The sequence below is a fragment of the Arthrobacter sp. 05N428_2 genome (assembly GCF_056397065.1).
In genome coordinates this window covers 1-23,553 of record NZ_JBFTMR010000028.1, presented here as the reverse complement: position 1 = coordinate 23,553, position 23,553 = coordinate 1, and the positions used below count along the sequence as shown (strand labels likewise).

Here is a 23,553-nt window from a genome sequence, read left to right as displayed (position 1 = left end):
GAAGCCTAAAACCGTGAATAGGAGACACCCGTGTCAGATGCCCAGCAGATCACCCTTCTCGTCGACGGCGAAGAGACCAAGGTGACTACCGGGACCACCGGCGCGGAACTCTTCTTTGAGCGCCGCGACGTCGTTGTGGCCCGCGTTAACGGCGAACTGAAAGACCTGGACCAGCCGCTGCCCGAGGGCGCCACCATCGAAGGTGTCACCATCGGCTCCCCGGACGGCCTCAACGTCCTGCGCCACTCAACAGCCCATGTCATGGCCCAGGCCGTGCAGCAGCTTCGCCCCGACGCCAAGCTCGGGATCGGCCCCTACATCACCGACGGCTTCTACTTCGACTTCGACGTCGAGGAACCGTTCACCCCGGAAGACCTGCGCCAGCTGGAAAAGATGATGCAAAAGATCATCAACCAGAACCAGAAGTTCGTCCGCCGGGTGGTCACCGAGGACGAGGCGCGCGAGGCGATGAAGGACGAGCCCTACAAGCTCGAACTGATCGGGCTCAAGGGCGCCGGCTCGGACGCCGACGGCTCCAACGTGGAGGTGGGCGGCGGCGAGCTGAGCATCTACGACAACGTCGAGCGCAAGGACGGCACCGCCGTCTGGTGCGACCTGTGCCGCGGCCCGCACCTGCCCAACACCAAGCTGATCTCCAACGCCTTCGCGCTGACCCGCTCCTCCGCGGCCTACTGGCGCGGCAGCGAAAAGAACAAGCAGCTGCAGCGTATCTACGGCACCGCCTGGCCGACCAAGGACGCGCTCAAGGCCTATCAGGAACGGATCGCCGAGGCCGAGCGCCGCGACCACCGCAAGCTCGGCGCCGAGCTGGACCTCTTCTCCTTCCCGGACGAGCTGGGCTCGGGCCTGCCGGTGTTCCACCCCAAGGGCGGCATCATCCGCAAGGCCATGGAGGACTATTCCCGCCAGCGCCACGTCGACGCCGGCTACGACTTCGTCTACACCCCGCACATCACCAAGGGCCACCTCTACGAGGTATCCGGCCACCTGGACTGGTACCGCGAGGGCATGTTCCCGCCAATGCACATCGACGCGGAACTGAACGAGGACGGCACCGTGCGCAAGCCCGGCCAGGACTACTACCTGAAGCCGATGAACTGCCCGATGCACAACCTGATCTTCCGCTCCCGGGGACGGTCCTACCGCGAACTGCCGCTCCGGCTCTTTGAGTTCGGCTCGGTCTACCGCTACGAGAAGTCCGGCGTTGTGCACGGCCTCACCCGCGTCCGGGGCATGACCCAGGATGACGCCCACATCTACTGCACCCGCGAGCAAATGAAGGACGAGCTCACCAAGACGCTCAACTTCGTCCTCGGACTGCTCAAGGACTACGGCCTGGAGGACTTCTATCTGGAACTGTCCACCAAGGATCCGGAAAAGTTTGTGGGGTCGGACGAGGTCTGGGAGGAAGCCACCCAGACCTTGGCTGAGGTCGCCCAGGAGTCCGGCCTGGAACTGGTCCCGGATCCGGGCGGAGCCGCGTTCTACGGACCGAAAATTTCCGTGCAGGCCCGCGACGCCATCGGCCGGACCTGGCAGATGTCCACCATCCAGCTGGACTTCAACCTGCCCGAGCGGTTCGAACTTGAGTTCCAGGCCGCCGACGGCACCCGCCAGCGCCCCGTCATGATCCACCGGGCCCTCTTCGGCTCGATCGAACGATTCATGGGCGTTCTGACCGAGCACTACGCCGGAGCATTCCCGGCGTGGCTGGCCCCGGTGCAGGTTGTGGGCATCCCGGTGGCAGAGGCCTTCAACGACTATATGTTCGACGTCGTCGGCCGGCTCAAGGCGGAGGGCATCCGTGCCGAGGTGGACGTTTCCTCGGACCGCTTCCCGAAGAAAATCCGTACCGCCAGCAAGGACAAGATCCCGTTCGTGCTGATCGCCGGCGGGGACGACGCCGAGGCCGGCGCAGTCTCGTTCCGCTTCCGTGACGGCAGCCAGGACAACGGTGTACCCGTCGCGGAAGCCGTCCGGCGGATCGTCGACGCCGTCCGCAACCGGACCAGCTAGCGGGGGAGCGGCACGTGCAGGAGACCACAGGCGCTGTCACGGGATACCCGGGCGACGACGACGCAACCGATGACTTTGTCCTCGCCGGGGTGCCGGACGCCTTCCAGCGCCTGTGGACTCCGCACCGCATGGCATACATCAAGGGCGGCCAGCACCAGTTCAAGAACAAGGACGACTGCCCCTTCTGCGTCGCGCCCGAGCGCCCGGACGAGGATTCCCTGATCGTCTACCGCGGCCGGACCTGCTACGTCGTGCTCAACCTCTATCCGTATAACCCGGGCCATCTCCTGGTCTGCCCCTACCGGCATATTCCGGACTACACGGACCTGACCGTGGACGAAACCGCAGAGTTCGCCGAGCTGACCCAGACCGCGATGCGGGTGCTGCGCAAGGTGGCGAACCCGACCGGCTTCAACCTGGGCATGAACCAGGGCGTGACCGGTGGGGCCGGCGTTGCGGGGCACCTGCACCAGCACGTGGTCCCGCGCTGGGGCGGGGACGGCAACTTCTTCCCGATCATCGCGCAGACCAAGGCGGTCACGCAGACCCTCGGCGAGGTCCGCGAGCAGGTCGCCGAGGCGTGGCCCCAGGGCGGCGGCCGGGGGGAGAACCACGAGCAGACGCCGTCCGGGGCCACGGATGCTGAATAAGCACGCCCGCGGCTTCTTCACCGCCCTGTTCTCGCCGCTGGCCCGCTGGCTGCTGCGGATGGGCATCTCGCCGGACGCAGTCACGATCGTCGGAACCGCCGGCGTGGTGGTCGGCGCCCTGGTGTTCTACCCGCTGGGCCAGCTTTGGTGGGGGACCCTGTTTATCACCGCGTTCATCTTCTCCGACGTCATCGACGGCATCATGGCCAGGATGCAGGAACGCGGCGGACGCTGGGGCAACTTCCTGGACTCCACCCTGGACCGCGTCGCCGACGGGGCGCTCTTCGCCGGCGTCGCCATCTGGTTCTTCACCGGCGGCGCCGACACCCCCATCGCGATCGCCGCCGTCGTCTGCCTTGTCCTGGGCATGGTGGTGTCCTACGCGCGGGCCAAGGCGGAAGCGCTCGGCTACCACGCGAACGTCGGCGTGGCGGAGCGGGCCGAACGGCTCGTGTCGGTCCTGGTGGTCACCGGCTTCACCGGCCTCGGGCTGCCGACAGTAATCCTGTTCGGCACCCTGTGCCTGCTCGGCATGGCCAGCTTCGTGACGGTCGTGCAGCGGATCGCCGCCGTGCACCGCCAGTCCGTCGAAGAGAGCAAGGGCACGGCCACCGAACAAGCCGCCTGAGCCCGCCTTAGCGGGCGCCCCGGGCGGGGTGTCCGTCCAGTCCGCCCGGCGGGGCCGAAGGCCGTAACCGGATTCAACCCGGCCCCGGAGGGGGACTAGTATTAGCCATACCGGCCAATGGTTCCCGGTAATCCGGTGTGTGCGAGCCGGTGTGTGCGAGATTCTTATCTCCGTGCCGTCCGCGCCCCGGCGAGGTCATCTATCTACCCATAGGGGTTTTTGTGTCTACACCTGATGTAAGCAGCGAGGCCGGCGCGTCCGCCAAGAACGTTACGGGCAGCAGCCGCGTCAAGCGCGGCATGGCGGAGATGCTCAAGGGCGGCGTCATCATGGACGTCGTCAACGTCGAGCAGGCCCGCATCGCCGAAGACGCCGGTGCCGTGGCCGTGATGGCGCTGGAACGCGTTCCCGCCGACATCCGCGCCCAGGGCGGCGTGTCCCGCATGTCCGACCCGGACATGATCGACAAGATCATCGACGCCGTCTCCGTGCCGGTCATGGCGAAGGCCCGGATCGGCCACTTCGTCGAGGCCCAGATCCTGCAGTCCCTCGGCGTCGACTACATCGACGAGTCCGAGGTCCTCACCCCGGCGGACTACGCCAACCACATCGACAAGTGGAACTTCACCGTTCCCTTCGTTTGCGGCGCCACGAACCTCGGCGAAGCCCTCCGCCGCATCAACGAGGGCGCGGCCATGATCCGTTCCAAGGGCGAGGCCGGCACCGGGGACGTCTCCAACGCCACCACCCACATGCGCCAGATCCGCGCCGAGATCAAGAAGCTCGCCGGCATGGCCGAGGACGAGCTGTACGTCGCCGCCAAGGAACTCCAGGCCCCGTACGAACTGGTCAAGGAAGTCGCCGCCACCGGCAAGCTCCCGGTGGTGCTCTTCACCGCCGGCGGCATCGCCACCCCGGCCGACGCCGCCATGATGATGCAGCTCGGCGCCGACGGTGTCTTCGTCGGCTCCGGTATCTTCAAGTCCGGCAACCCGGCCCAGCGCGCGGCCGCCGTCGTGAAGGCCACCACCTTCGCCGGCGCCTCTGGCTAGTCTTTGAAGCACGACGGCGGCGGGWCACCTTTCTTAGGTGACCCGCCGCCGTCGTTCGTGTTCCCCATCGATTGCTCCGAAACGGCCCTTTTCAGGGTCCTAAAGGGCGTCTGCGGAGCAACCGATCAGGGGTTACCCGAGGCCGCGGCGCGTCAGCAGCGGCTCGAGCCTGGCCTCGCGGCCGCGGAAGGCGCGGAAGGATTCCAGCGGGTCGCGGCTGTTGCCCCGGGCGAGCAGTTCGGCCCGGAAGAAGTCGCCGTTCGCACGGGTGAGGCCGCCGTTCTCCTTGAACCATTCGACGGTTTCGGCGTCGAGCACCTCGCTCCAGATGTAGGAGTAGTAGCCCGCGGCGTACCAGCCGCCCGCGAAGATGTGCTGGAAGTAGCCGGTGCGGTAGCGCGGCGGGATCAGGCTGTGGGCCACCCCGGCGGCGGCCAGGGCCTTGGCCTCGAACGCGAGCGCGTCGTCGGGGATGTCGGTACCGTCAAGGACGTGCCACGCGAGATCCAGCAGCGCCGCGCCAAGGTATTCGGTGGTGCCGAAGCCCTCGCCCCAGAGCGCGGCCTCGTTGAGCTTGTCCACCGTTTCCTGGGGCAGCGGTTCGCCGGTGGCGTGGTGCCTCGCGTAATTGGCGAGGACCTCCGGCCACATGATCCACATTTCGTTGACTTGCGACGGGTACTCGACGAAGTCGCGGGGCACGGAGGTGCCGGCGAACCGCGGGTACGTGACCGAGGAGAAGAGCCCGTGCAGGGCGTGGCCGAATTCGTGGAAGGTGGTCCGCAGCTCGTCCAGGGTCAGCAGCGTGGGCTCGCCGGCGGGCGGCTTGGAAATGTTGAGGTTGTTGATCACCACTGGCCGGGTGTTCAGCAGGCTGGACTGGTCAACGAGCGAGTTCATCCAGGCCCCGCCCCGCTTCGAGTCGCGGGTGTAGTAATCGCCCAGGAAGAGTCCCAGCTCGGTTCCGTCCGAGTTCTTCACCTCCCAGACCCGGACGTCCGGGTGGTAGCCGGCAAGGTCGGTCCGCTCATGGAAGGTGATCCCGTAGAGCGCGTTGGCGGCGAAGAAGACACCGTCCTGCAGCACCCGGTCCAGTTCGAAGTACGGACGGAGGGCCTGCTCGTCCACGGAGTACCGTTCACGCTTGACCCGGGCCGAATAGTAGGCCCAGTCCCAGGCCTCCAGCGGGTGGCCTGCGACCTCGGCCAGGGCCTCCGCTTCGGCGTCGGCATCCCGGACGGCGGCCGGAGCGAGGCGGTTCAACATGGCCTGCACGGCCTGGAAATCCGGGGCAGTTTGCTGGTCCACGCTGAGTTCGGCAAAGTTGGCGAAGCCGAGCAAGCCGGCCTTCTCGGCACGCAACCGCACCATGTCCTTGACCAGGTCCAGCACGTCGAGGCTGCCGCCGCCACTTCCGCGGCCGATCGACGCTTCGTAGACCCGGCGCCGCACCTCGCGGTTCTCCAGCGCGGCCAGGGCGGGCTGGTTGCTGGGCTGGATCAGGGTGAGCAGGAACTTGCCCTCGTGCCCGGCTGTTCGCGCGGCTTCGGCGGCACTAGCGATATCGTCCGCGGGCAGGCCGGCGAGTTCAGTCGCTTCGTCCAGCAGCAGGGAAGCGGACTTCATGCCCTCCTTGACGCGCTGGCCGAATTCCGTGCCGAGGGTCGACAGTTCGGCGTTAATGGCCTTGAGGCGCTCCTGGCCGACCTCGTCCAGCTGGATGCCGGACTGGCGGAACTCCTTGAGGTATTCCTCCACCAGCCGACCGGATTCGGCGTCGAGCCGGTCCGTGTCTATAGCGGCAAAGCGCTCGAACAGCCCCCGGTTCAGGTACACGGCGTCCTGATGCGCGGAGAAGGCGGGGGAGAGCCGGGTCTCCAGTTCGCGGATCGGCTCCGAGGCGTCCGCGGACACCAGCGTGAAGAACGACGCCGACGCCCGCTGCAGCAGCTGACCGGACCGCTCCATCGCCAGCGCCGTATTCTCGAAGGTCGCCGGCTCCGGTGCCGCCACGATGGCTTGGATTTCGGCCAGGTGCTCGGCCAGGCCGGCCTCCACGGCTTCGGCGTAATGCTGGACCTCGATATCCGCGAAGGGCGGCAGTCCGTACGGCAGGGTGCTTGGGCTCAAGAGGGGATTGATCATGAAATAACTCTTTCATGTTAGGCCGGGGTTCTCAATGATCGGCTAAGCGTGTTGTGCTTCGCGCCACCGTACGATGACCGCATGCGAATCCTCAGCTCCACCCCGCCGGGCCGGCTCCTCGCGGGCGCGGCCGCGGTGATCCTGGCGGTCTCCCTGGCATCCTGCGGCCTTGTCGCCCGCCCGGACGCCGGCGCTCCCGGGTCCACTCCGGCTGCAGACGGCCCCGGGTCGTCAGCGGCCGGCGAACCGGGCACCTCCCCGGATCCAGGCCCCGCCGCCACCCCAACGCCCACACCGACGCCCACGCCGGGGAAGGGTCCTGCCTGCGCGGCGGTACGCTGCACCTCCGTGTTGGTGACCGGGGACATGCTGGTCCACGCCCAGCTGTGGGAACAGGCCCGGGTGGACGCCCTGGCCACCGGCGCCAAGGGTCTGGACTTCGGACCGCTCCTGGCGGGCCAGCGCCGGTACATCGAAAAGAGCGACCTCGCGATCTGCCACCAGGAAACGCCCGTGGCCGGCCCCACCGGACCGTTTTCCGCCTACCCGTCCTTCAACGTCCCGCCGCAGATCATCACGGCGGCGCAGCACGTGGGCTACCAGGCGTGCACCACGGCCAGCAACCACACGATCGACCGCGGCACCGCGGGGCTGGTCCGCACCCTGGACGCCCTCGACGCCGCCGGGCTGCAGCACACCGGCTCCTACCGCAGCGAGGCGGACTCCCGGGGCGTCCTGATCCTGCAAACCGCCGCCGCGAAAATCGCCGTGATCGAGGGCGCGTACGGGCTGAACGGCCAGACGCCCGAACAGGCCTGGCAGGTGGACATGCTCGACCCTGCCGCGATGATCGCCAAGGCCCGGCAGGCGAGGGCCCTCGGGGCGGACATCGTCCTGGGCGTCATGCACGCCGGGGACGAGTACTCGAGCGCGCCCAACGCCGAGCAGCGCACCGTCGCGCATGCCCTCGTGGACAGTGGTCAATTCACCCTGATCTACGGCCACCACACCCACTCGGTGCTCCCCATCGAACAGTACAAGGGGACCTGGATCGTCTACGGCCTCGGCAACGGGATCACTGAACTTTCGCCGTCGTACGTGGTGAACAACGAAGGCCTTCTGGTCCGGGCCCAGTTCAGCCAGGACGCCGCGGGAACCTGGACCGCCGCGGACCTCGCCTGGGCGCCGTCCGTCATCGTGCGCGGACCCTACCGGTGGTGCTCGGTGGCCTCCGACGCCCCGCAGGGTCCCTGCGCCGGGGCCGCCGCGGATGCCGCCACCCGGCTGCGGACCAAAACCGTGGTGGAATCGATGGGTGCCGCGACAGCAGGCGCCCACGAACTGCTGATCACGAAGGAGCGCTAGGCATGAGTCCGCTGGCGGAACCATGGGGCGAACGACTTCGTACCGTCTCGGCGCGCGGCGCCATGCTGGCCGTGTTCGAATACGGTCGCCAGCCCGGCCCCGGCGTGCCGACATTGCTGCTGGTGCACGGCTATCCGGACGATCACCGGGTGTTTCTTGCCGCGATCAGGGAGCTCGCGGCGACGCACCACATCGTCGCCTACGACACGCGCAACGCGGGCGCATCCGCCGTCGTCGGAAACCCCGGCGACTTCAGCCTTGCGACGCTGGTGGACGACCTGTTTGCCGTCCTCGCCGACGTCGGCGCCGCCGGGGTGCACCTGGTGGGCCACGACTGGGGCTCGATTCAGGGCTGGGCCGCCGTGCAGGACCCGCGGGCCGCCGGACTGATCCGCCGGTATACCAGCATCTCCGGCCCGGACCTGCGGCATTTCTCCCGCTGGATGCGCGCACGGTCCCGGACCCCGCGGACCTGGCGGCAGATGGTCGGACAGTTGCTCCGCAGCTGGTACATCGGAGCTTTCCTGCTGCCGGTCCTCCCGGAGGCGGCCTGGCGGTTATTCCTCACGCGGCGCTTCGAGCGAATCGCCAAGCGCGACGTCGGCAACGACCCCGTCCGCGGGCTGGCACTCTACCGGACCAATATGTTCGGCGCGCAGAACTGGCCGCCGGCCGGGCACGTGACGATCCCGGTCCAGGTGGTGGTGCCGGCCCGGGACCCGTTCCTGTGTCCGGACCTGGTGGAGGGCCTTGACGCCTGGGTGGACGAGCTGACCGTGGTGAGCGTGGACAGCGGCCATTGGTGGCCGGCGACCCGGCCCGCAGAGTTCGCGGAACTGCTCCGGAACAGCGGGACCGGGCAATGACGACGGCGCCGCTGGTGCACCTGCTCTGCGGGCTCAACGGCGCAGGAAAGACCACCCTGGCCCGGGACCTCGGGGCGAGTCTCCCGGCCGTGCGGTTCAGTCTGGACGACTGGATGCTGTGGCTCTACCCGGGCGTGCACTTTGCCTCGCCGGAGTACGGCCAACTGGCGGAGAGCTGCAAGCTGTTCATCTGGGACATCGCCCGGCAGGCCCTGGAGGCCGGGAAGGACGTCGTTCTCGACTGGAACCAGTGGAGCCGTGCGCGGCGGGCACTCTGGCTCGCGAGGGCCACCGACGCCGGGTTCGGCGTCGTTCTCCACCACGTGCAGACGCCCTTAGACACGGCCATTGAACGGGCGAGTCTCCGTACCCTGTCCGGCGAACCGGGTTCGCACGCGGTGACGGAGGCCGATGTCAGGCACCTTGCACGGATTTTCGAGGAGCCTGCGGACGCGGAGGGGCTGCGGATCCTCAGGATCCCTGGCGTCTAGGCCGAACCCAGCCTGCGGGCCGAGTGCCCACCGCGCGTCAGCGGGGGCGGCGGGCCGCGTGTTCGCGGGCAAGGACGGCGTAGGAGTCGTCCGGGGTACCGGGCGTGAAGTGGCCGTACTTGCGCTCCACAGCGGTCTTGATCAGGAAGTCCGCCAGCGCCGGGTTCTTCGGCAGAAGCGAGCCGTGCAGGTAGCTGGCCACGATGTTGCGGTAACGGGCACCTTCCTGGCCGGAACTGCTGTTGTTTCCGGTGCCTTTGGCCGTGGTGCCCAGCGGGTTGACGCCCGGGCCCAGGGTGGTCTGGCCGCTGTGGTTTTCGTACCCCAGGACGGTTCCGAACTCGGCGGAGGAGACAGCGACATTGCCGATCAGCCGCTCATCCGTCCCGTGGGTCTCCACGTCCAGGACGCCAATGCCCGGGATAACAGAACCGGTCCTGGTCTTGAAGAACTTCCCGAACAGCTGGTACAGCCCGCAGATCACCAGCATGGGCGTGCCGCCCTCGGCCAGCTCCTTGAGGATGGTTTCGCGCGACAGCAGGTCATCCTGAATCACGAGCTGGCCGCTGTCCTGGCCGCCTCCGCCCACCACGAGGTCGACGTTGGCCGGGAAATCATCGCCGACGTTGTACTCGAGCAGCTCCGGGGTGTACCCGTGCCAGCGCAACCGTTGGGCCAGGACCAGGGCGTTGCCCCAGTCGCCGTAGATGTTCATGTCCCGCGGGTAGAGCTGCAGCACGCGGATGGTGCCCTTGCCGGGCGCGCCGGAGTCATCGGGGGGCAGAACATGGCCGAAGGAGAGCCCGTGCGGGTTGTCGGGGGAGTCGGGGGTCATGAGACCACCTCCACTGTGGTGATTTTGGACAGCTCGCGGCGGATCGCAAGCATGGCTGTGTAGGTGCAGAAGATGCGCTTCGGTTTGGCCTTGGCGCCGCGGATGAATGCGGCCAGTGCGGGGGCGATCTCCGGGTCGACGGCGCCGATCGCGACGTCGTCGTATTGCAGCCGCAACGCCATGTCGTAGGCGCGGGAGCCGGTGAGCTGGTCCACGCCGCCGCCTCGCAGCGTGTCGAACTCGACGTCCCACAGCCAGGACATGTCCCGGCCGTCGGCGTAGTTGTCGTTGATGGCCACCATGGTCGCGTAGCCGGCGGCCGGGAAGGACTTCAGGCCCAGCCGGAAGCCGCTGGGGTTCTTGACCAGGACCAGTTCGAGCGGCAGCCCGTCGACAACCAGGCTCTCACCGCGGCCAAACGCCGGCGCCACGTTGGCGAGGGCCTTCAGCAGCCCGTCGTGCTCAGTGCCTGTGCCGCGGGCGCCGGAGATGGCCCGGGCCAGGGTCAGCGCCGCCGCAGCATTGAAGATGTTGTAGACACCGCGGAGCTTCATTCCCGTGGTGACCGTGCCGCCGTCGTACTCAAAGTCGGCGTCGTCGGCGCCCACCCGGCGGAGGACGACGTCGGCCGGCGGCCGCGGGGGTGCAGCGGGTACCGGGCTGCCGGGGGCGGCCCGCATGTCGTCGTCGTTGGGGAAGGTGCTCAGCAGCGAATCGTCGAGGCCGAAGTAGCGGACGTCGGGTCTGCCCGCGGGAAGGGTGTCAGCGATGCGCGCGACGCGCGGATCTTCACGGTTCAGGACAACGGTACCGGTGGTTTTGGCGGCGATGTGCTGCAGCAGTTCGGCGGTCTTGTCGATCTCGCCGAAGCGGTCCAGTTGGTCCCGGAGGACGTTCAGCAGCAGGCAGTAACGCGGCGGGACCTGGTTGACGAAGTGCACGGCGTGCGCCTCGTCGAGTTCCAGCACGGCGACATCGGCGTCGAGCCGGCCGCGCCAGTCCACCTCACCCAGCAGCGCCGCTGCCACGCCCCGGGTGAAGTTGCTGCCGGTGCGGTTGGTGAAGACCTTCAGGCCCTGGCTTTCGAGCAGTTCCACCACCATTTTGGTGGTGGTGGTCTTGCCGTTAGTGCCGCTGACGACGGCGACGCCCAGCGGCAGCGTGGACAGCGTCCGCCGCATGAAGCCGGGGTCGATTTTTTCGACCACCAAGCCGGGGAGGGCAGAGCCTCCGCCCCGGAGCCGGGAGACCCGGCGGACGAGCTTGCCGAGCGGAACACTGAAGTAGAGCATGCCTTGTAATATATCCCAGCGGCAGCATGGAACCCGGCCCGCAGGCGCGCCCCGGCGCTGCTTCCTTGCGGCTTTAGTGCGGCTGCACGGAGCCCTGCGCACTATGCTGGCAGGATGACCACCCCCCTTTCCCTGCCCAGCCCCCGCGTGGGGTCAGGCCTCCGGATCGGCGTCCTCGCGCTCCAGGGCGACTTCCGCGAACATCTGCACGTCGTGGAAACCGCCGGGGCCGTCGGCGTGACCGTCCGCCGCCCCGCTGAATTGGACGGCCTTGACGGCCTCATCATTCCCGGCGGGGAATCGACCACCATTGACAAGCTTGCCCGGGCCTTCGACCTCCGGGATTCGCTGCGCGAACGCATCCAGGCCGGGCTGCCCGTCTACGGTTCGTGCGCCGGCATGATCCTGCTGGCCGACGACATCGCCGACCCCGCCACGGACCTGGCCGGCAATCCGCAGCAGACGTTCGGTGGACTCGACATCACGGTGCGGCGCAACGCCTTCGGCCGGCAGCGCGAATCGTTTGAGACCGACCTTGAATTCAAGGGACTCCAGTTCAGCGCGGGCGAGAGCGGCGTGGCCCCGGTGCACGCCGTGTTCATCCGCGGGCCGTGGGTGGAACGGGTCGGCGCCGGCGTCGAGGTCCTCGCCCAGGTGGAACCGTCCAAGGCCGGCCACCCGGAATCCCTCGACGGGACCGCTAGAATTGTTGCTGTGCGTTCCGGCAAGCTGCTGGCCACCTCCTTCCACCCGGAAGTGACCGGTGAGAAGCGCGTGCATGAACTGTTTATTCGAATGATCAGAGGAGAAGCGTAAGCATGTCAGGCCACTCCAAATGGGCGACGACCAAGCACAAGAAGGCCATCCTGGACAGCCGCCGGGCCAAGTCGTTCGCCAAGCTGATCAAGAACATCGAAGTCGCCGCGCGGATGGGCGGCCCCGACCTGGCCGGCAACCCGGGCCTGGAACTCGCTGTCACCAAGGCCAAGAAGACCTCGGTCCCCGCTGACAACATCGACCGCGCCATCAAGCGCGGCGCCGGCCTTACCGGCGAGGTCGTGGACTACACCGAAATCATGTACGAGTGCCGCGGCCCGCAGGGCTCCGCCCTGCTGATCGAGTGCCTGACGGACAACAAGAACCGCGCCGCCTCCGAAGTCCGGCTTGCCATCTCGCGCAACGGCGGCAGCATCGCCGACCCCGGATCGGTCAGCTACCTCTTCTCCCGCAAGGGCGTCGTGTCGCTGCCGAAGAACGGGCTTAGCGAGGACGACGTGCTGATGGCGGTCCTCGACGCCGGCGCTGAGGAAGTGAAGGACAACGGCGAGAGCTTCGAGATCCACTCCGAACCGACCGACCTGCAGGCCATCCGTGATGCGCTCAAGGAAGCCGGGATCGAGTACGACACCGATGAGGCTGAGTTCGTGCCCTCCATGCAGGTGCCGCTGGACCTGGACGCAGCCAAGAAGTTCATGAAGCTCGTGGACGCTCTGGAAGAGCTCGACGACGTGMAGAACGTCTACAGCAATGCCGACCTCAGTGACGAAGTGCAGGCCGCACTGGAAGCCGAGTGACCCTTCGCGTCCTCGGCGTCGATCCGGGCCTCACCCGCTGCGGGATCGGCGTCGTGGACGTTGAGAAGAACCGGCGAGCCACCATGGTGGCGTTCGGCGTCGTCGGCACGTCCCCGGACGAGGGCCTCGACCAGCGGCTGCTCGTGATTGCCACCTCGATCGATGACTGGCTGGACAAGTACCAGCCGCACGTCCTCGCCGTTGAACGGGTCTTCTCGCAGCTGAACGTCAGCACGGTGATGGGCGTGGCCCAAGCATCCGGCGTGGTGATCGCCGCCGCCGCGCGCCGCGGCATCCCGGTGGCGCTGCACACGCCGTCGGAGGTCAAAGCCGCCGTGACCGGCAGCGGAACCTCGAACAAGGACGCCGTCACCAAACTGGTCACCAAGATCCTGCGGCTTGAYGCGCCGCCGCGGCCCGCCGACGCTGCCGACGCGCTGGCGCTTGCCATCACGCATGCGTGGCGGGCCGGCAGCGGTGCTGCCGTCGCTACCACGGGACCAGGCAGCCAGTCCCTGACCCCCGCACAGCGTGCCTGGGCGGACGCGGAGGCAAAAGCGCGCCGTGCGCGCTGAATGTCCGGCTGAGTGACCGCACAACTTGGTAGGGTATTCGTAGATATGTTCGGATAGCCGGCTGTAAACCAGCCGTAAACCCAGGAGCCAGGCCTTGATCAGTTTTCTCCGCGGAAGCGTTGCGCACGTCGGCCTGTCTTCGGCGGTGATCGACCTGAACGGTGCCGGTATGAGCGTGAACGCCACGCCGCAGACCCTCAGCCGGCTCCGTGTCGGCGACGAGGGCAAGCTGTTCACCTCCCTGATCGTCAGGGAAGACTCGCTGACTTTGTTCGGTTTCGCCAGCGACGACGAACGCGAGGTGTTCGACGTGCTGCTCAGCGTCAGCGGCGTGGGACCGCGCCTGGCGCTGGCGGTCCTGGCCGTCCATGAACCGGAAGCGATCCGGGTCGCCGCGCACTCCGGCGACGGCAAGGCGTTCACCAAGGTGCCCGGCATCGGCCCCAAGGTCGCGGGCCGGATTGTGCTGGAACTGGCCGGCAAGCTGGTCCCGCACGGCACCGCCGGCACCCCCGACGGCGCCCCCGTTGCCCGTTCTGCCGAAGCCGTCTGGAAGCCGCAGGTGGTGGCCGCCATGACGAGCCTGGGCTGGTCCGAGAAGGATGCCACCGCCAGCATCGACAAGTCGCTGGCCGATTCGCCGGAGCTGGCCGAGCAGGGCAACGTCGCCGAAATCCTCCGCGCCACGCTGCGCTGGCTGGGCCAGGACGGCGCGCGCGCCGGAAACCGGGTAGGCGCCCGTGGCTGAGCCGTCCCTCGTCGGCGGGGGAGAGGAACCGGAGGAGCGCGTCATTGAGGCGGCCCTCCGGCCGAAAAACCTGCACGATTTCGTCGGCCAGCACCGGGTCCGCAAACAACTCTCACTCGTGCTGGAGGCCTCCCGGATGCGCGGCCGCAGCGCCGACCACGTACTGCTGTCCGGGCCGCCCGGGTTGGGCAAGACGACGCTGTCCATGATCATCGCCGCCGAGATGAATGCCCCGCTGCGGATCAGCAGCGGCCCGGCAATCCAGCATGCGGGGGACCTGGCGGCCATCCTGTCCTCGCTCTCCGAGGGCGAGGTCCTGTTCCTCGACGAGATCCACCGGATGTCCCGGCCGGCCGAGGAAATGCTGTACATGGCCATGGAGGACTTCCGCGTCGACATCGTCGTCGGCAAGGGCGCAGGGGCCACCGCGATCCCGCTGGAGTTGCCGCCGTTCACCCTGGTCGGTGCCACCACCCGCGCCGGACTGCTGCCCGGACCGCTGCGGGACAGGTTTGGCTTCACCGGCCACCTCGAGTTCTACGCCGTCGAGGAACTGGAGCTCGTGCTGCGCCGCTCGGCAGGACTACTGGACCTTAAGGTGAATTCGGCGGGCTTCAGCGAGATCGCCGGCCGGTCCCGGGGCACGCCCCGCATCGCCAACCGGCTGCTGCGGCGGGTCCGGGACTGGGCGCTGGTGCACGGCGTCGAACAGATCGACGCGCGCGCGGCCTCGGCCGCGCTGGACATGTACGAAGTCGACAAGCGCGGCCTGGACCGGCTGGACCGGGCGGTGTTGGAGGCGCTGATCACCAAGTTCGGCGGCGGCCCGGTGGGCCTTTCCACACTGGCCATCGCCGTCGGCGAGGAAACCGAAACGGTGGAAACCGTCGCCGAACCGTACCTGGTCCGGGAGGGCCTGCTGGGCAGGACGCCGCGCGGGCGGATCGCGCTGGCGCCGGCCTGGACACACCTCGGCTTCGCGGTGCCCGCCGGTGCCTTCGGACAGGACCCGCTGGAGCTGTTCCAGGCCGTGGACGCCGGTGCCGAACCGGATGGGTTCGGGGGAGCCGGCACGAACGAAGCCGAGCCGGAATGGATCCGCAACGGCCAATAGCACTCGCTTATGACCTTTTCCCTTTAGACTGGAATGACACTCGGCACGTTCGGGCCTTTATTTGCATGTGCGGCCACCGCCAGGCCGCCGTTGGCCGGGCATGGTCCCCGGCCGGAAAACCTGCCAGGTCCACAGCCCGGCGCGAAGCGGACGTTGCTCTGAAACCAGCTTGTAAGTACAGAACGGAACTTTCCCTTGGATCCAATGACAATTCTCCTGTTCGTCATGCTCGCCGTGTTCGTCTTTATGATGTTCCGCCGCAACAAGAAGACGCAGCAGCAGCAGGCCCAGCTCCAGTCGAAGTTCGGTCCCGGCGTTGAGGTCATGACCAGCTTCGGCCTGTTCGGCCGCATCGTCGAGATCGACGAAGCCGAGAACAAGGTCGTCCTGGAGCTCTCCCCTGGCAACACCGCCACCGTGCACCGCCAGGCTGTCACCAAGATTGTCGAGCCGGCTGTCGCAGCCGCCGAGCCCACCATTGTTCCGGACGACGCCTCCTCATTGACATTCGACAAGGCCGACAGCACCGCACCGGCTTCTGAAGCGCCGCGCAGCGAAACGCCGGACGAAACCCTCCGCCGCCTGAGCGACGAAGGCAAGAAAGACAGCTAGTCTGCCTCCTGAGCTATCCCGCGGAGCTACGGTGCGCGGGCATCCGCCGGTGCATGCCCAGCAGGCAGCACCGGCGGTTCTTCCGTAAACAATAGAAAGATCGACAATGGCACGAACTGGCCCCAAAAACTCAGCCCGCAGGGTGCTGGTCTGGCTTGGCGTGATGCTCGCCGTGCTGACCGCCGTCCTGGCCGGTGGCGTCATCACCGGGCACGCGAGTTGGGCTCCGAAGCTGGCCCTGGACCTTGAAGGCGGCACCCAGATGATCCTGGCGCCCAAGGTTGAGGGCGGTTCGGGCATCAACGAAGAGCAGCTTAACCAGGCCGTGGCGATTATCCGCCAGCGCGTGGACGGCTCCGGCGTCGCCGAAGCGGAAATCAGCACGCAGTCCGGCCGCAACGTCGTCGTCAGCCTGCCGGGCACGCCTTCCAAGGAAACCCGGGCCCTGATCCAGGCGTCCGCGGACATGAACTTCCGGCCCGTCATCCAGTCCGGTGCCGGCGCGGCGGTCCCCGTTGAGTCCCGGACCCCGGACGACAAGCTGCCCAAGCCGACCGCCGCGCCCGCGAACAGCAGCGACGAGAACTGGGTCACCGCAGACGTCTACAAGAAGTTCGAGGCCCTGGACTGCGTCAACCCGTCCCAGGACAAGCAGGAACGCTCCGATCCGGCCAAGCCGCTCGTGACCTGCGAACCCGCAGCCGACGGCAAACCCGCCATCAAGTACATCCTCGGACCGGTAGAGGTCAAGGGATCGAACATCACCACCTCCTCCTTCCAGCTGCAGCGCGGCGCCCAGGGTGCGGTCACCAACCAGTGGGCCGTCGACATCCAGTTCGACGCCGAAGGCACCACCAAGTTCAAGACCGTCACCGAGCGGCTGAACCAGTTCTACGTCGCAGCCGGCGGAGAAACAGGTTCGGATCCGAAGGCCCAGTTCGCCATCGTCCTCGACGACCAGGTCATCTCGGCTCCCCGGGCCCAGGCCGTCATCACCGATGGCCGCCCGCAGATCACCGGCGGCTTCACCGAGCAGTCCGCCAAGGCCCTCTCGGACCAGCTGCGCTTCGGCGCCCTGCCGATCAGCTTCGAGATTCAAAGCGAACAGCAGATTTCGGCCACCCTCGGCGGGGAGCAGCTCCGGATGGGGATGCTGGCTGGCCTGATTGGATTGTTGCTGGTGGTGGTCTACTCGCTGTTCCAGTACCGGGCCCTCGGCTTCGTCACCGTCGCCTCGCTCGTCGTCGCCGGTGCGCTGACCTACCTGGCCATCGCCATCCTGGGCTGGACGGAGAACTACCGCCTCTCGCTGGCCGGTGTGGCCGGCCTGATCGTGGCCATCGGCCAGACGGCGGACTCCTTCATCGTCTACTTCGAGCGCATCCGTGACGAACTCCGGGAAGGCCGCGGCCTGGTCTCGGCCGTGGAGAACGGTTGGAAGCGTGCCAAGCGCACCGTCCTGGCCTCCAAGGCCGTCAACCTGCTGGCAGCGCTCGTGCTGTACTTCGTGGCAGTGGGCAATGTCCGCGGCTTCGCCTTCACCCTGGGCCTGACCGCCATCGCCGACCTGATGGTCGTCTTCATGTTCACCCACCCGACCCTGCAGGTCCTGGCGCGCACGAAGTTCTTCGGCGAAGGCCACAAGTTCTCGGGCCTCGACCCGAAGCGACTCGGCGCTGTGCCCCTGTACCGGGGTGCCGGGCGGATCCGCACCCCGCAGGACAAGCCGGTTCCGGCGCCGCGTGCCAAGAACACCGGTGCCGTGGCCGAGGCCGAGCGCCGGATGACCATCGCAGAACGGCGTCTCGCGGAAAAGCAAAACCAAGGAAACCAGGGTAACCAGGGAGAGCTTGCCGGTTCCTCCAAGAGCGCGTCCAAGGAGGGCAAGTAAATGGCCAGCTTCGCCACATTCGGTAACGAGCTATACACGGGCAAGCGCTCGTACGACTTCGTCGGGTCCAAGAGGATCTGGTTCCTGATCGCCGCGGTCGCCGTCGCGCTGTCCATCCTGCTGCCGATCGCCAAGGGCGGCTTCAACCTGGGCATCGAGTTCCGCGGCGGCTCGGAGTTCACTGTGTCCAACGTCAAGGACACCGACCCCGGCCTCGGCGAGAAGGCCGTGCAGGATGTCGTGTCCGGCAGCCAGCCGCGCGTCGCCAACGTCGCCGGCAACACCATGCGCATCCAGACGGACAAGCTCAGCGACGACGAGACCCTCAAGATCAAGGAGGGCCTCACCAAGACGTACGGCGTGACGGACAACGAGGTCACCTCGACGTTCGTGGGCCCGACGTGGGGCGCGGACGTGACCAAGCAGGCGCTGCTCGGCCTGCTGATCTTCGTGGCCCTCGCCGCGGTCCTGATGGCGCTGTATTTCCGGACCTGGAAGATGTCGATCTCCGCCCTGGCCGGCATGCTGGTGACGATGTTCATCACCGCGGGGGTGTACTCGCTCAGCGACTTCGAGGTCACGCCGTCGGCCATCATCGGCTTCCTCACGGTGCTCAGCTACTCGCTGTACGACACCGTGGTGGTCTTCGACAAGATCCGCGAAAACACCTCCGACCTGCAGGCGTCCACCCGGCGCACGTTCGGCGAAGAGGTCAATCTCGCCGTCAACCAGACCCTGGTGCGCTCCATCAACACCATGATGGTGGCCATCCTGCCGGTCGGCGCCATCCTGTTCATCGGCGCCGGACTGCTCGGCGCTGGAACGCTGCGCGACCTTTCGCTGGCGCTCTTCGTGGGGATCCTGATCGGCACCGCCGCGACCATCTTCATCGCGGCGCCGCTGTACGCCGCGTTGCGCCAGGGCGAGCCGGAACTGATCAAGCAGGCCCGGCGCGTGCAGTCCCGGCGCGCGGAAAGTGCCGCCAAGGCAGCCCCGGCCACCGCCTAACCGAGTCCGCCCGACGGGCCGGAGAGCGTCCCTGTGACGGTCTCCGGCCCGTCGCCGTTGGGGGGCCGGTTATCGAAGTGTCCCGGCTCGGAATAGACTTGAATAATTAACGGGTTGTGAGGGGTGCTTCATTGGAAGAACGTTCGACGCCGGCGCCTGCGGTTCCGGCGGATAAGGGTGCCGGCCAGGGGTCGCAGACCGGCCTGGTGGCTGCCGGACGCCCGGACGCGGCCGTGCCCGTGGACAACTCCGGAACCCGGCCGACCTTCCCCGGCCGCCGTGAACGCACCCGCTCTCGGCTGGCGCGCCTGACCGGCCGCGGCACGCCCGCCTATTCGCCGATCCTGGAGCCGCTGCTGCGCACCGTGCGCGCCAATAACCCGAAGGATGACTTCGAGCTGATCCAGCGCGCCTTTGTGGTGGCGGAGCGCTGCCACCGCGGCCAAAAACGCAAGAGTGGCGACCCCTACATCACCCACCCGGTGGCGGTCGCGACGATCCTGGCCGAGCTGGGATTGAGCGGGACAACGCTGGCGGCCGCTCTGCTGCACGACACCGTCGAGGACACTTCCTACACGCTGGAGGACCTGAAAGGGGAGTTCGGGCCGGAAGTGGCCATGCTGGTGGACGGGGTCACCAAGCTGGACAAGGTCAGCTTCGGCGAGGCCGCCCAGTCCGAAACGGTCCGCAAGATGGTCGTGGCCATGGCCAAGGACATCCGCGTGCTCATGATCAAGCTCGCCGACCGGCTGCACAACGCCCGGACCTGGCGTTTTGTCTCGGCCGAGTCCTCGGCCCGCAAGGCACGCGAAACCCTGGAAATCTTCGCACCGCTGGCGCACCGGCTCGGCATGAACACCATCAAATGGGAACTTGAAGACCTGTCCTTCGCCGCGCTGTACCCCAAGGTCTACGAGGAAATTGTCCGGATGGTGGGGGACCGGACCCCGGAGCGGGAGAAGAACCTCGCCGTCATCCGCAACCAGATCACCGAGGACCTGCGGGCGGCCAAAATCAAGGCCACGATCACCGGCCGGCCCAAGCACTACTACTCGATTTACCAGAAGATGATCGTCCGCGATAAGGACTTCGACGACATCAACGACCTGATGGGCGTCCGTGTCCTGGTCGACTCGGTGCGGGACTGCTATGCCGCGCTGGGCGCCATGCACTCGCGCTGGAACCCGCTTCCGGGCCGGTTCAAGGACTACATCGCGATGCCCAAATTCAATATGTACCAGTCGCTGCACACCACGGTGATCGGCCCCGGCGGCAAACCGGTCGAAATCCAGATCCGGACGCACGAGATGCACCGGCGCGCCGAATACGGTGTCGCTGCGCACTGGAAGTACAAGGACCAGCCGAACCGTACGGCGGCCGGGCCGGGCAGCCCGCGCGACGGCGACATGGGCTGGCTCCGGTCGCTCGTCGACTGGCAGCAGGAGACCTCCGATCCCGGCGAATTCCTCGACTCCCTGCGCTTTGAGATCAACGCCCGCGAGGTGTTTGTCTTCACCCCGAAGGGCGAGGTCATGGCCCTCCCCGCCGGATCGACGCCGGTGGACTTCGCCTACGCGGTCCACACCGAGGTGGGGCACCGGACCATCGGAGCCCGGGTCAACGGCAAGCTTGTCCCGCTCAACAGCGAACTGAACCACGGCGACTGGGTCGAGATCTTTACGTCCAAGGCCGAAGGCGCCGGTCCAAGCCAGGACTGGCAGCACTTCGTCAAGAGCGCCCGTGCCCGCAACAAGATCCGGCAATGGTTCAGCAAGGAGCGCCGCGAAGAGGCGATCGACCGCGGCAAGGACCTGCTCACCAAGGCCATGCGCAAGCAGAACCTCCCGCTCCAACGACTGATGACCCACGACGCCCTGGCCGCAATCGCCGAGGATTTCAAGTACACAGATATCTCCGGGCTCTACGCGGGTGTGGGCGACGGCCACACCTCGGCCCAGTCCGTGATGGAACGGCTCGTCGAGAGTCTCGGCGGCAACGACACCCCCGAGGACGACCTCACCGAGGTATCCATCCCGGCCCAGGTCAGCAAGACCCGGTACTCGGACTCCGGCGTCGTGGTCCGCGGCGTCGACGACGTCTGGGTGAAGCTGGCACGTTGCTGCACCCCGGTGCCGCCGGACCCCATCCTGGGCTTCGTCACCCGCGGCTCCGGGGTCTCCGTGCACCGGACCGACTGCACCAACGTGTCCGGGCTGATGGACCAGCCGGACCGGATCGTGGATGTGGAGTGGGCGCCGACGCAGTCCAGCGTGTTCCTGGTTGAAATCCAGGTGGAGGCGCTGGACCGCAAGTCGCTGCTCTCCGACGTCACCCGGGTCCTGTCCGAGAACCACGTCAACATCCTCGCCGCGAGCGTGCACACCTCCACCGATCGGGTGGCGATCTCCAAGTTTGCCTTCGAAATGGGAGATCCGAAGTACCTGAGCCACGTTCTGAGTGCCGTCCGGCGCATCGACGGCGTGTTCGACGTCTACCGCACCACCGGCAACCGGCGCCGCAGCTGATCGCTGCACTAACCGGCGGGGCCCGGGCGTTCCTCGGCCAGCAGCGCCGCGAGCTTCGCGAGTGCCGCCTTCTTGTACGGCACCCGCGGGGTGGCTTCCACCGCTCGGATCAGCAGCCGCAGCCGGACGTTTAGCCCGGGCGCCGCCAAGAGGGCTTCGAGCGCGGGCAGCGCGCGCTCTGACTCGACGTGCAGGGCGATGTCCACCGCCGTCCGCAGCGGGCTGGACACCATCAGGCCGCCCAGGCTCACGACGTCGAACGGCCCCAGCCGCACCTCGTGGAAACTGCAGCCGCGGGTGGCCCGGAGACTCGATACCCGCCGGTTCGCGTCGACCAGCAGGGCGATGCGGTCCGGCTCGCCGGCGCAACCGTAGATCCAGGCCGCCGTCATCCTGCCGGCGACTACCCGTTGCCGGATGGGGAGCGGGATGGCGCAGGCCGCCGCCCGGGCCCGCAACTGCGGGGTGGAGGCAGCGCCGGGCGGGAGGTAAGCCCGCTGGGAGAGCCGGGCCAGCACGCCGTCGGCCGCCATGGCCTGCAGTTCCGCCCAGGAGAAGGGCGCGCCCGGGAAGTAGAGTACCGGCGGCGCCGCGCCGGGCGGGTGGCAGGTAGCGGGATTGGAAGGATGGCCGGAAGCGGGGTAGCCGGGCGTGAGGACCATGCAGCCATCGTGACGCTTTCCCCGGAGCGCGGAAAAGGCCCCGCACCGGTCATGTGGATAACCGGGCGGGGCCTCTTCGTGCCGGTAGTGGCTACCGGCGGCAAGCGACGCTACGACAATTCGCTGGCCGACCGCTCCAGCTGCTCAAGCCACGCCTGGCGCGCGTCGAGGGCTTCCTGGGCTGCCTTGATCTTGCGTTCGTCGCCGGCCTTCTCCGCTTTGGCCAGGTCGTCCTTGAGCCCGGCGATGGCCGACTCAAGCTGGGACAGGGCGCTGTTGGTGCGTGCCTTCGTCTCCGGGTTCGAACGCTTCCAGTTTTCGTCCTCGGCGTGGCGGACAGCGTCCTCCACCTTCCGCAAGCCTGCCTCAATCCGGCCCATGTCGGCGCGGGGAACCTTGCCGGCTTCCTCCCAGCGGTCACGGATGGACTGCAGGGCCTTCTTGGCAGCGGCGAGATCCTTGATCGGGAGCAGTTCGTTGGCCTCGACCAGCAGGGCTTCCTTGACCTTGAGGTTGGCGCCGTACTCCTGGTCGATCTCCTCATTGGCGGCCTGCCGGTTCGTGAAGAAGACGTCCTGCGCGGCCCGGAAACGCGCCCAGAGGGCGTCGTCATCCTTACGGCTGGCGCGCGGGGAAGCCTTCCACTGGTCCATCAGGCGCCGGTACTCGCCGGCGGCGAAGCCCCAGTCGGTCGAGCTGGACAGCGCCTCGGCGTCGGCGATCAGCTTCTCCTTGGCGGACTTGGCAGCCGAATTGTTGCTGTCCAGCTGGGAGAAGTAGGCGCGGCGGTGCCGGTCGAAGACGGTGCGGGCGGCACGGAAACGCTTCCAGAGGGCGTCTTCGTTGCCGCGGCCAAGGCGGACCCCGCTCTTCTGCGCGGTCTTCCAGCTCTCGAAGAGTTCGTTCATCCGGGCGCTGGAGGTCTTCCACTGGATCTGGGCGGGGTCGTGCCCGGCGATCTCTTCGGCTTCGGCCACGATCGCCTCGCGGGCCGCCAATTCGGCGGCGCGTACGGCCTCATGTTCGGCCTTTTCGGTCTTTTCCAGTTCGGTGATCTGCCCGGAGAGCGTGTCCAGGCGTGTTTCTGCGGCACGGAGGTCGCCCACCATGTTCCGTTCGGCCAGCTGCTCGCGCAAGTGCGTCACGGTCTTCTGCATGTCCGCTGCCGGAGCCTTGGACGCCACTCGCTGCTCGAGCAGTACAACCTGGGCCACGACGTCGTCGTACTTGCGGGCGAAGTAGCCCAGAGCTTCGTCGTCGCTGACACCGGGGTACTGGCCCACGGCGTGTTCTTCGCCGTCGAGGGTCAGGAACACGTGGCCGTCGCCTTCAACCCGGCCCCAGCGCGCGGCCTCGGCAAGCGAAGTGGCGCTGGGCGCGGGCGCGGCGACCGGGGCTGCAGCAGACGGGGTCGACTTCGGCCGGGCCGCGAAGGCGGCGGGCGACGGGGCCGGGCGCGGCGGCGCGGGCGCCGGGACGGGGG

The 23,553-nt window shown here is 67.6% G+C and carries 20 protein-coding genes and 1 pseudogene; 16 read left to right on the top strand and 5 right to left on the bottom strand.

Annotation, left to right across the window (positions count from 1 at the left end):
• The first annotated feature begins 30 nt into the window (after nt 1-30).
• The 4 genes and pseudogenes from thrS to pdxS all read left to right on the top strand — a co-directional run.
• Complete coding sequence (gene thrS, locus AC1DGI_RS17855) at nt 31-2,037, top strand: threonine--tRNA ligase (protein WP_476899787.1); 2,007 nt, start codon at nt 31-33, stop codon at nt 2,035-2,037.
• 14 nt (nt 2,038-2,051) lie between these two features.
• Nucleotides 2,052-2,687 carry an HIT family protein gene (locus AC1DGI_RS17850; protein WP_476899786.1) on the top strand — a complete coding sequence of 212 codons (636 nt, stop codon included), beginning with the start codon at nt 2,052-2,054 and terminating at the stop codon, nt 2,685-2,687.
• Entirely contained in the window at nt 2,677-3,315 is a 639-nt protein-coding gene (pgsA, locus tag AC1DGI_RS17845; RefSeq protein WP_476899785.1) for a phosphatidylinositol phosphate synthase, read from the top strand. The genes AC1DGI_RS17850 and pgsA overlap by 11 nt, the downstream gene beginning before the upstream one ends.
• Before the next feature lie 221 nt (nt 3,316-3,536).
• A pseudogene (gene pdxS / locus AC1DGI_RS17840) lies at nt 3,537-4,349 on the top strand (pyridoxal 5'-phosphate synthase lyase subunit PdxS); the annotation flags it as partial.
• 150 nt (nt 4,350-4,499) lie between these two features.
• Here pdxS and AC1DGI_RS17835 read toward each other — a convergent pair.
• The gene (locus AC1DGI_RS17835; RefSeq protein ID WP_476899784.1) at nt 4,500-6,512 is read right to left on the bottom strand and encodes a M3 family metallopeptidase; all 2,013 of its coding nucleotides are present in this window, start codon (nt 6,510-6,512) and stop codon (nt 4,500-4,502) included.
• Between the two features lie 81 nt (nt 6,513-6,593).
• On the opposite strand from AC1DGI_RS17835, the gene AC1DGI_RS17830 reads away from it, so the two are divergent.
• From AC1DGI_RS17830 to AC1DGI_RS17820, 3 genes are read left to right on the top strand one after another with little or no spacing between them, the layout of a single operon-like run.
• Nucleotides 6,594-7,877, top strand: coding sequence for a CapA family protein (locus AC1DGI_RS17830; RefSeq protein ID WP_476899783.1), 1,284 nt, complete (start codon nt 6,594-6,596; stop codon nt 7,875-7,877).
• Between the two features lie 2 nt (nt 7,878-7,879).
• Nucleotides 7,880-8,743, top strand: coding sequence for an alpha/beta fold hydrolase (locus AC1DGI_RS17825; protein ID WP_476899782.1), 864 nt, complete (start codon nt 7,880-7,882; stop codon nt 8,741-8,743).
• The gene (locus tag AC1DGI_RS17820; protein ID WP_476899781.1) at nt 8,740-9,234 is read left to right on the top strand and encodes a P-loop nucleotide/nucleoside kinase family protein; all 495 of its coding nucleotides are present in this window, start codon (nt 8,740-8,742) and stop codon (nt 9,232-9,234) included. The genes AC1DGI_RS17825 and AC1DGI_RS17820 overlap by 4 nt, the downstream gene beginning before the upstream one ends.
• Before the next feature lie 37 nt (nt 9,235-9,271).
• Here the strand turns inward: AC1DGI_RS17820 and AC1DGI_RS17815 are convergent, their stop codons facing one another.
• Nucleotides 9,272-10,069 (bottom strand): type 1 glutamine amidotransferase, encoded by a 798-nt coding sequence (locus AC1DGI_RS17815; protein WP_476899780.1) that lies wholly within the window; start codon nt 10,067-10,069, stop codon nt 9,272-9,274.
• Nucleotides 10,066-11,361, bottom strand: coding sequence for a MurT ligase domain-containing protein (locus AC1DGI_RS17810; RefSeq protein WP_476899779.1), 1,296 nt, complete (start codon nt 11,359-11,361; stop codon nt 10,066-10,068). The genes AC1DGI_RS17815 and AC1DGI_RS17810 overlap by 4 nt, the downstream gene beginning before the upstream one ends.
• A gap of 114 nt (nt 11,362-11,475) precedes the next feature.
• On the opposite strand from AC1DGI_RS17810, the gene pdxT reads away from it, so the two are divergent.
• The 9 genes from pdxT to AC1DGI_RS17765 all read left to right on the top strand — a co-directional run bounded on the left by pdxT (nt 11,476) and on the right by AC1DGI_RS17765 (nt 21,408).
• Nucleotides 11,476-12,177 carry a pyridoxal 5'-phosphate synthase glutaminase subunit PdxT gene (gene pdxT / locus AC1DGI_RS17805; protein WP_441402591.1) on the top strand — a complete coding sequence of 234 codons (702 nt, stop codon included), beginning with the start codon at nt 11,476-11,478 and terminating at the stop codon, nt 12,175-12,177.
• Nucleotides 12,178-12,179: 2 nt separating this feature from the next.
• Nucleotides 12,180-12,935 carry a YebC/PmpR family DNA-binding transcriptional regulator gene (locus tag AC1DGI_RS17800; protein WP_476899778.1) on the top strand — a complete coding sequence of 252 codons (756 nt, stop codon included), beginning with the start codon at nt 12,180-12,182 and terminating at the stop codon, nt 12,933-12,935.
• Nucleotides 12,932-13,510: a crossover junction endodeoxyribonuclease RuvC gene (gene ruvC / locus AC1DGI_RS17795; RefSeq protein WP_476899777.1), complete on the top strand. Its 579-nt coding sequence runs from the start codon at nt 12,932-12,934 to the stop codon at nt 13,508-13,510. Before AC1DGI_RS17800 ends, ruvC begins: the two co-directional genes overlap by 4 nt.
• Nucleotides 13,511-13,604: 94 nt before the next feature.
• The gene (gene ruvA / locus AC1DGI_RS17790; RefSeq protein ID WP_476899776.1) at nt 13,605-14,258 is read left to right on the top strand and encodes a Holliday junction branch migration protein RuvA; all 654 of its coding nucleotides are present in this window, start codon (nt 13,605-13,607) and stop codon (nt 14,256-14,258) included.
• Nucleotides 14,251-15,372 carry a Holliday junction branch migration DNA helicase RuvB gene (gene ruvB, locus AC1DGI_RS17785; RefSeq protein WP_441402249.1) on the top strand — a complete coding sequence of 374 codons (1,122 nt, stop codon included), beginning with the start codon at nt 14,251-14,253 and terminating at the stop codon, nt 15,370-15,372. The genes ruvA and ruvB overlap by 8 nt, the downstream gene beginning before the upstream one ends.
• A gap of 204 nt (nt 15,373-15,576) precedes the next feature.
• On the top strand, nt 15,577-15,984 hold the full coding sequence (yajC, locus tag AC1DGI_RS17780; protein WP_441402250.1) for a preprotein translocase subunit YajC: 408 nt from the start codon (nt 15,577-15,579) through the stop codon (nt 15,982-15,984).
• Nucleotides 15,985-16,090: 106 nt separating this feature from the next.
• Nucleotides 16,091-17,875: a protein translocase subunit SecD gene (gene secD / locus AC1DGI_RS17775; protein WP_476899775.1), complete on the top strand. Its 1,785-nt coding sequence runs from the start codon at nt 16,091-16,093 to the stop codon at nt 17,873-17,875.
• Entirely contained in the window at nt 17,876-18,883 is a 1,008-nt protein-coding gene (gene secF / locus AC1DGI_RS17770) for a protein translocase subunit SecF (RefSeq protein ID WP_476899774.1), read from the top strand.
• A 131-nt stretch (nt 18,884-19,014) separates the two neighbouring features.
• A complete protein-coding gene (locus AC1DGI_RS17765; protein WP_476899773.1) occupies nt 19,015-21,408 on the top strand; it encodes a RelA/SpoT family protein in 2,394 nt (797 codons plus the stop codon).
• 8 nt (nt 21,409-21,416) lie between these two features.
• Here the strand turns inward: AC1DGI_RS17765 and AC1DGI_RS17760 are convergent, their stop codons facing one another.
• Nucleotides 21,417-22,070: a hypothetical protein gene (locus tag AC1DGI_RS17760; protein WP_476899772.1), complete on the bottom strand. Its 654-nt coding sequence runs from the start codon at nt 22,068-22,070 to the stop codon at nt 21,417-21,419.
• A gap of 110 nt (nt 22,071-22,180) precedes the next feature.
• Nucleotides 22,181-23,553, bottom strand: a 1,373-nt coding sequence (locus AC1DGI_RS17755; protein WP_476899771.1) for a DUF349 domain-containing protein, incomplete at its 5' end; no start/stop codon positions are given.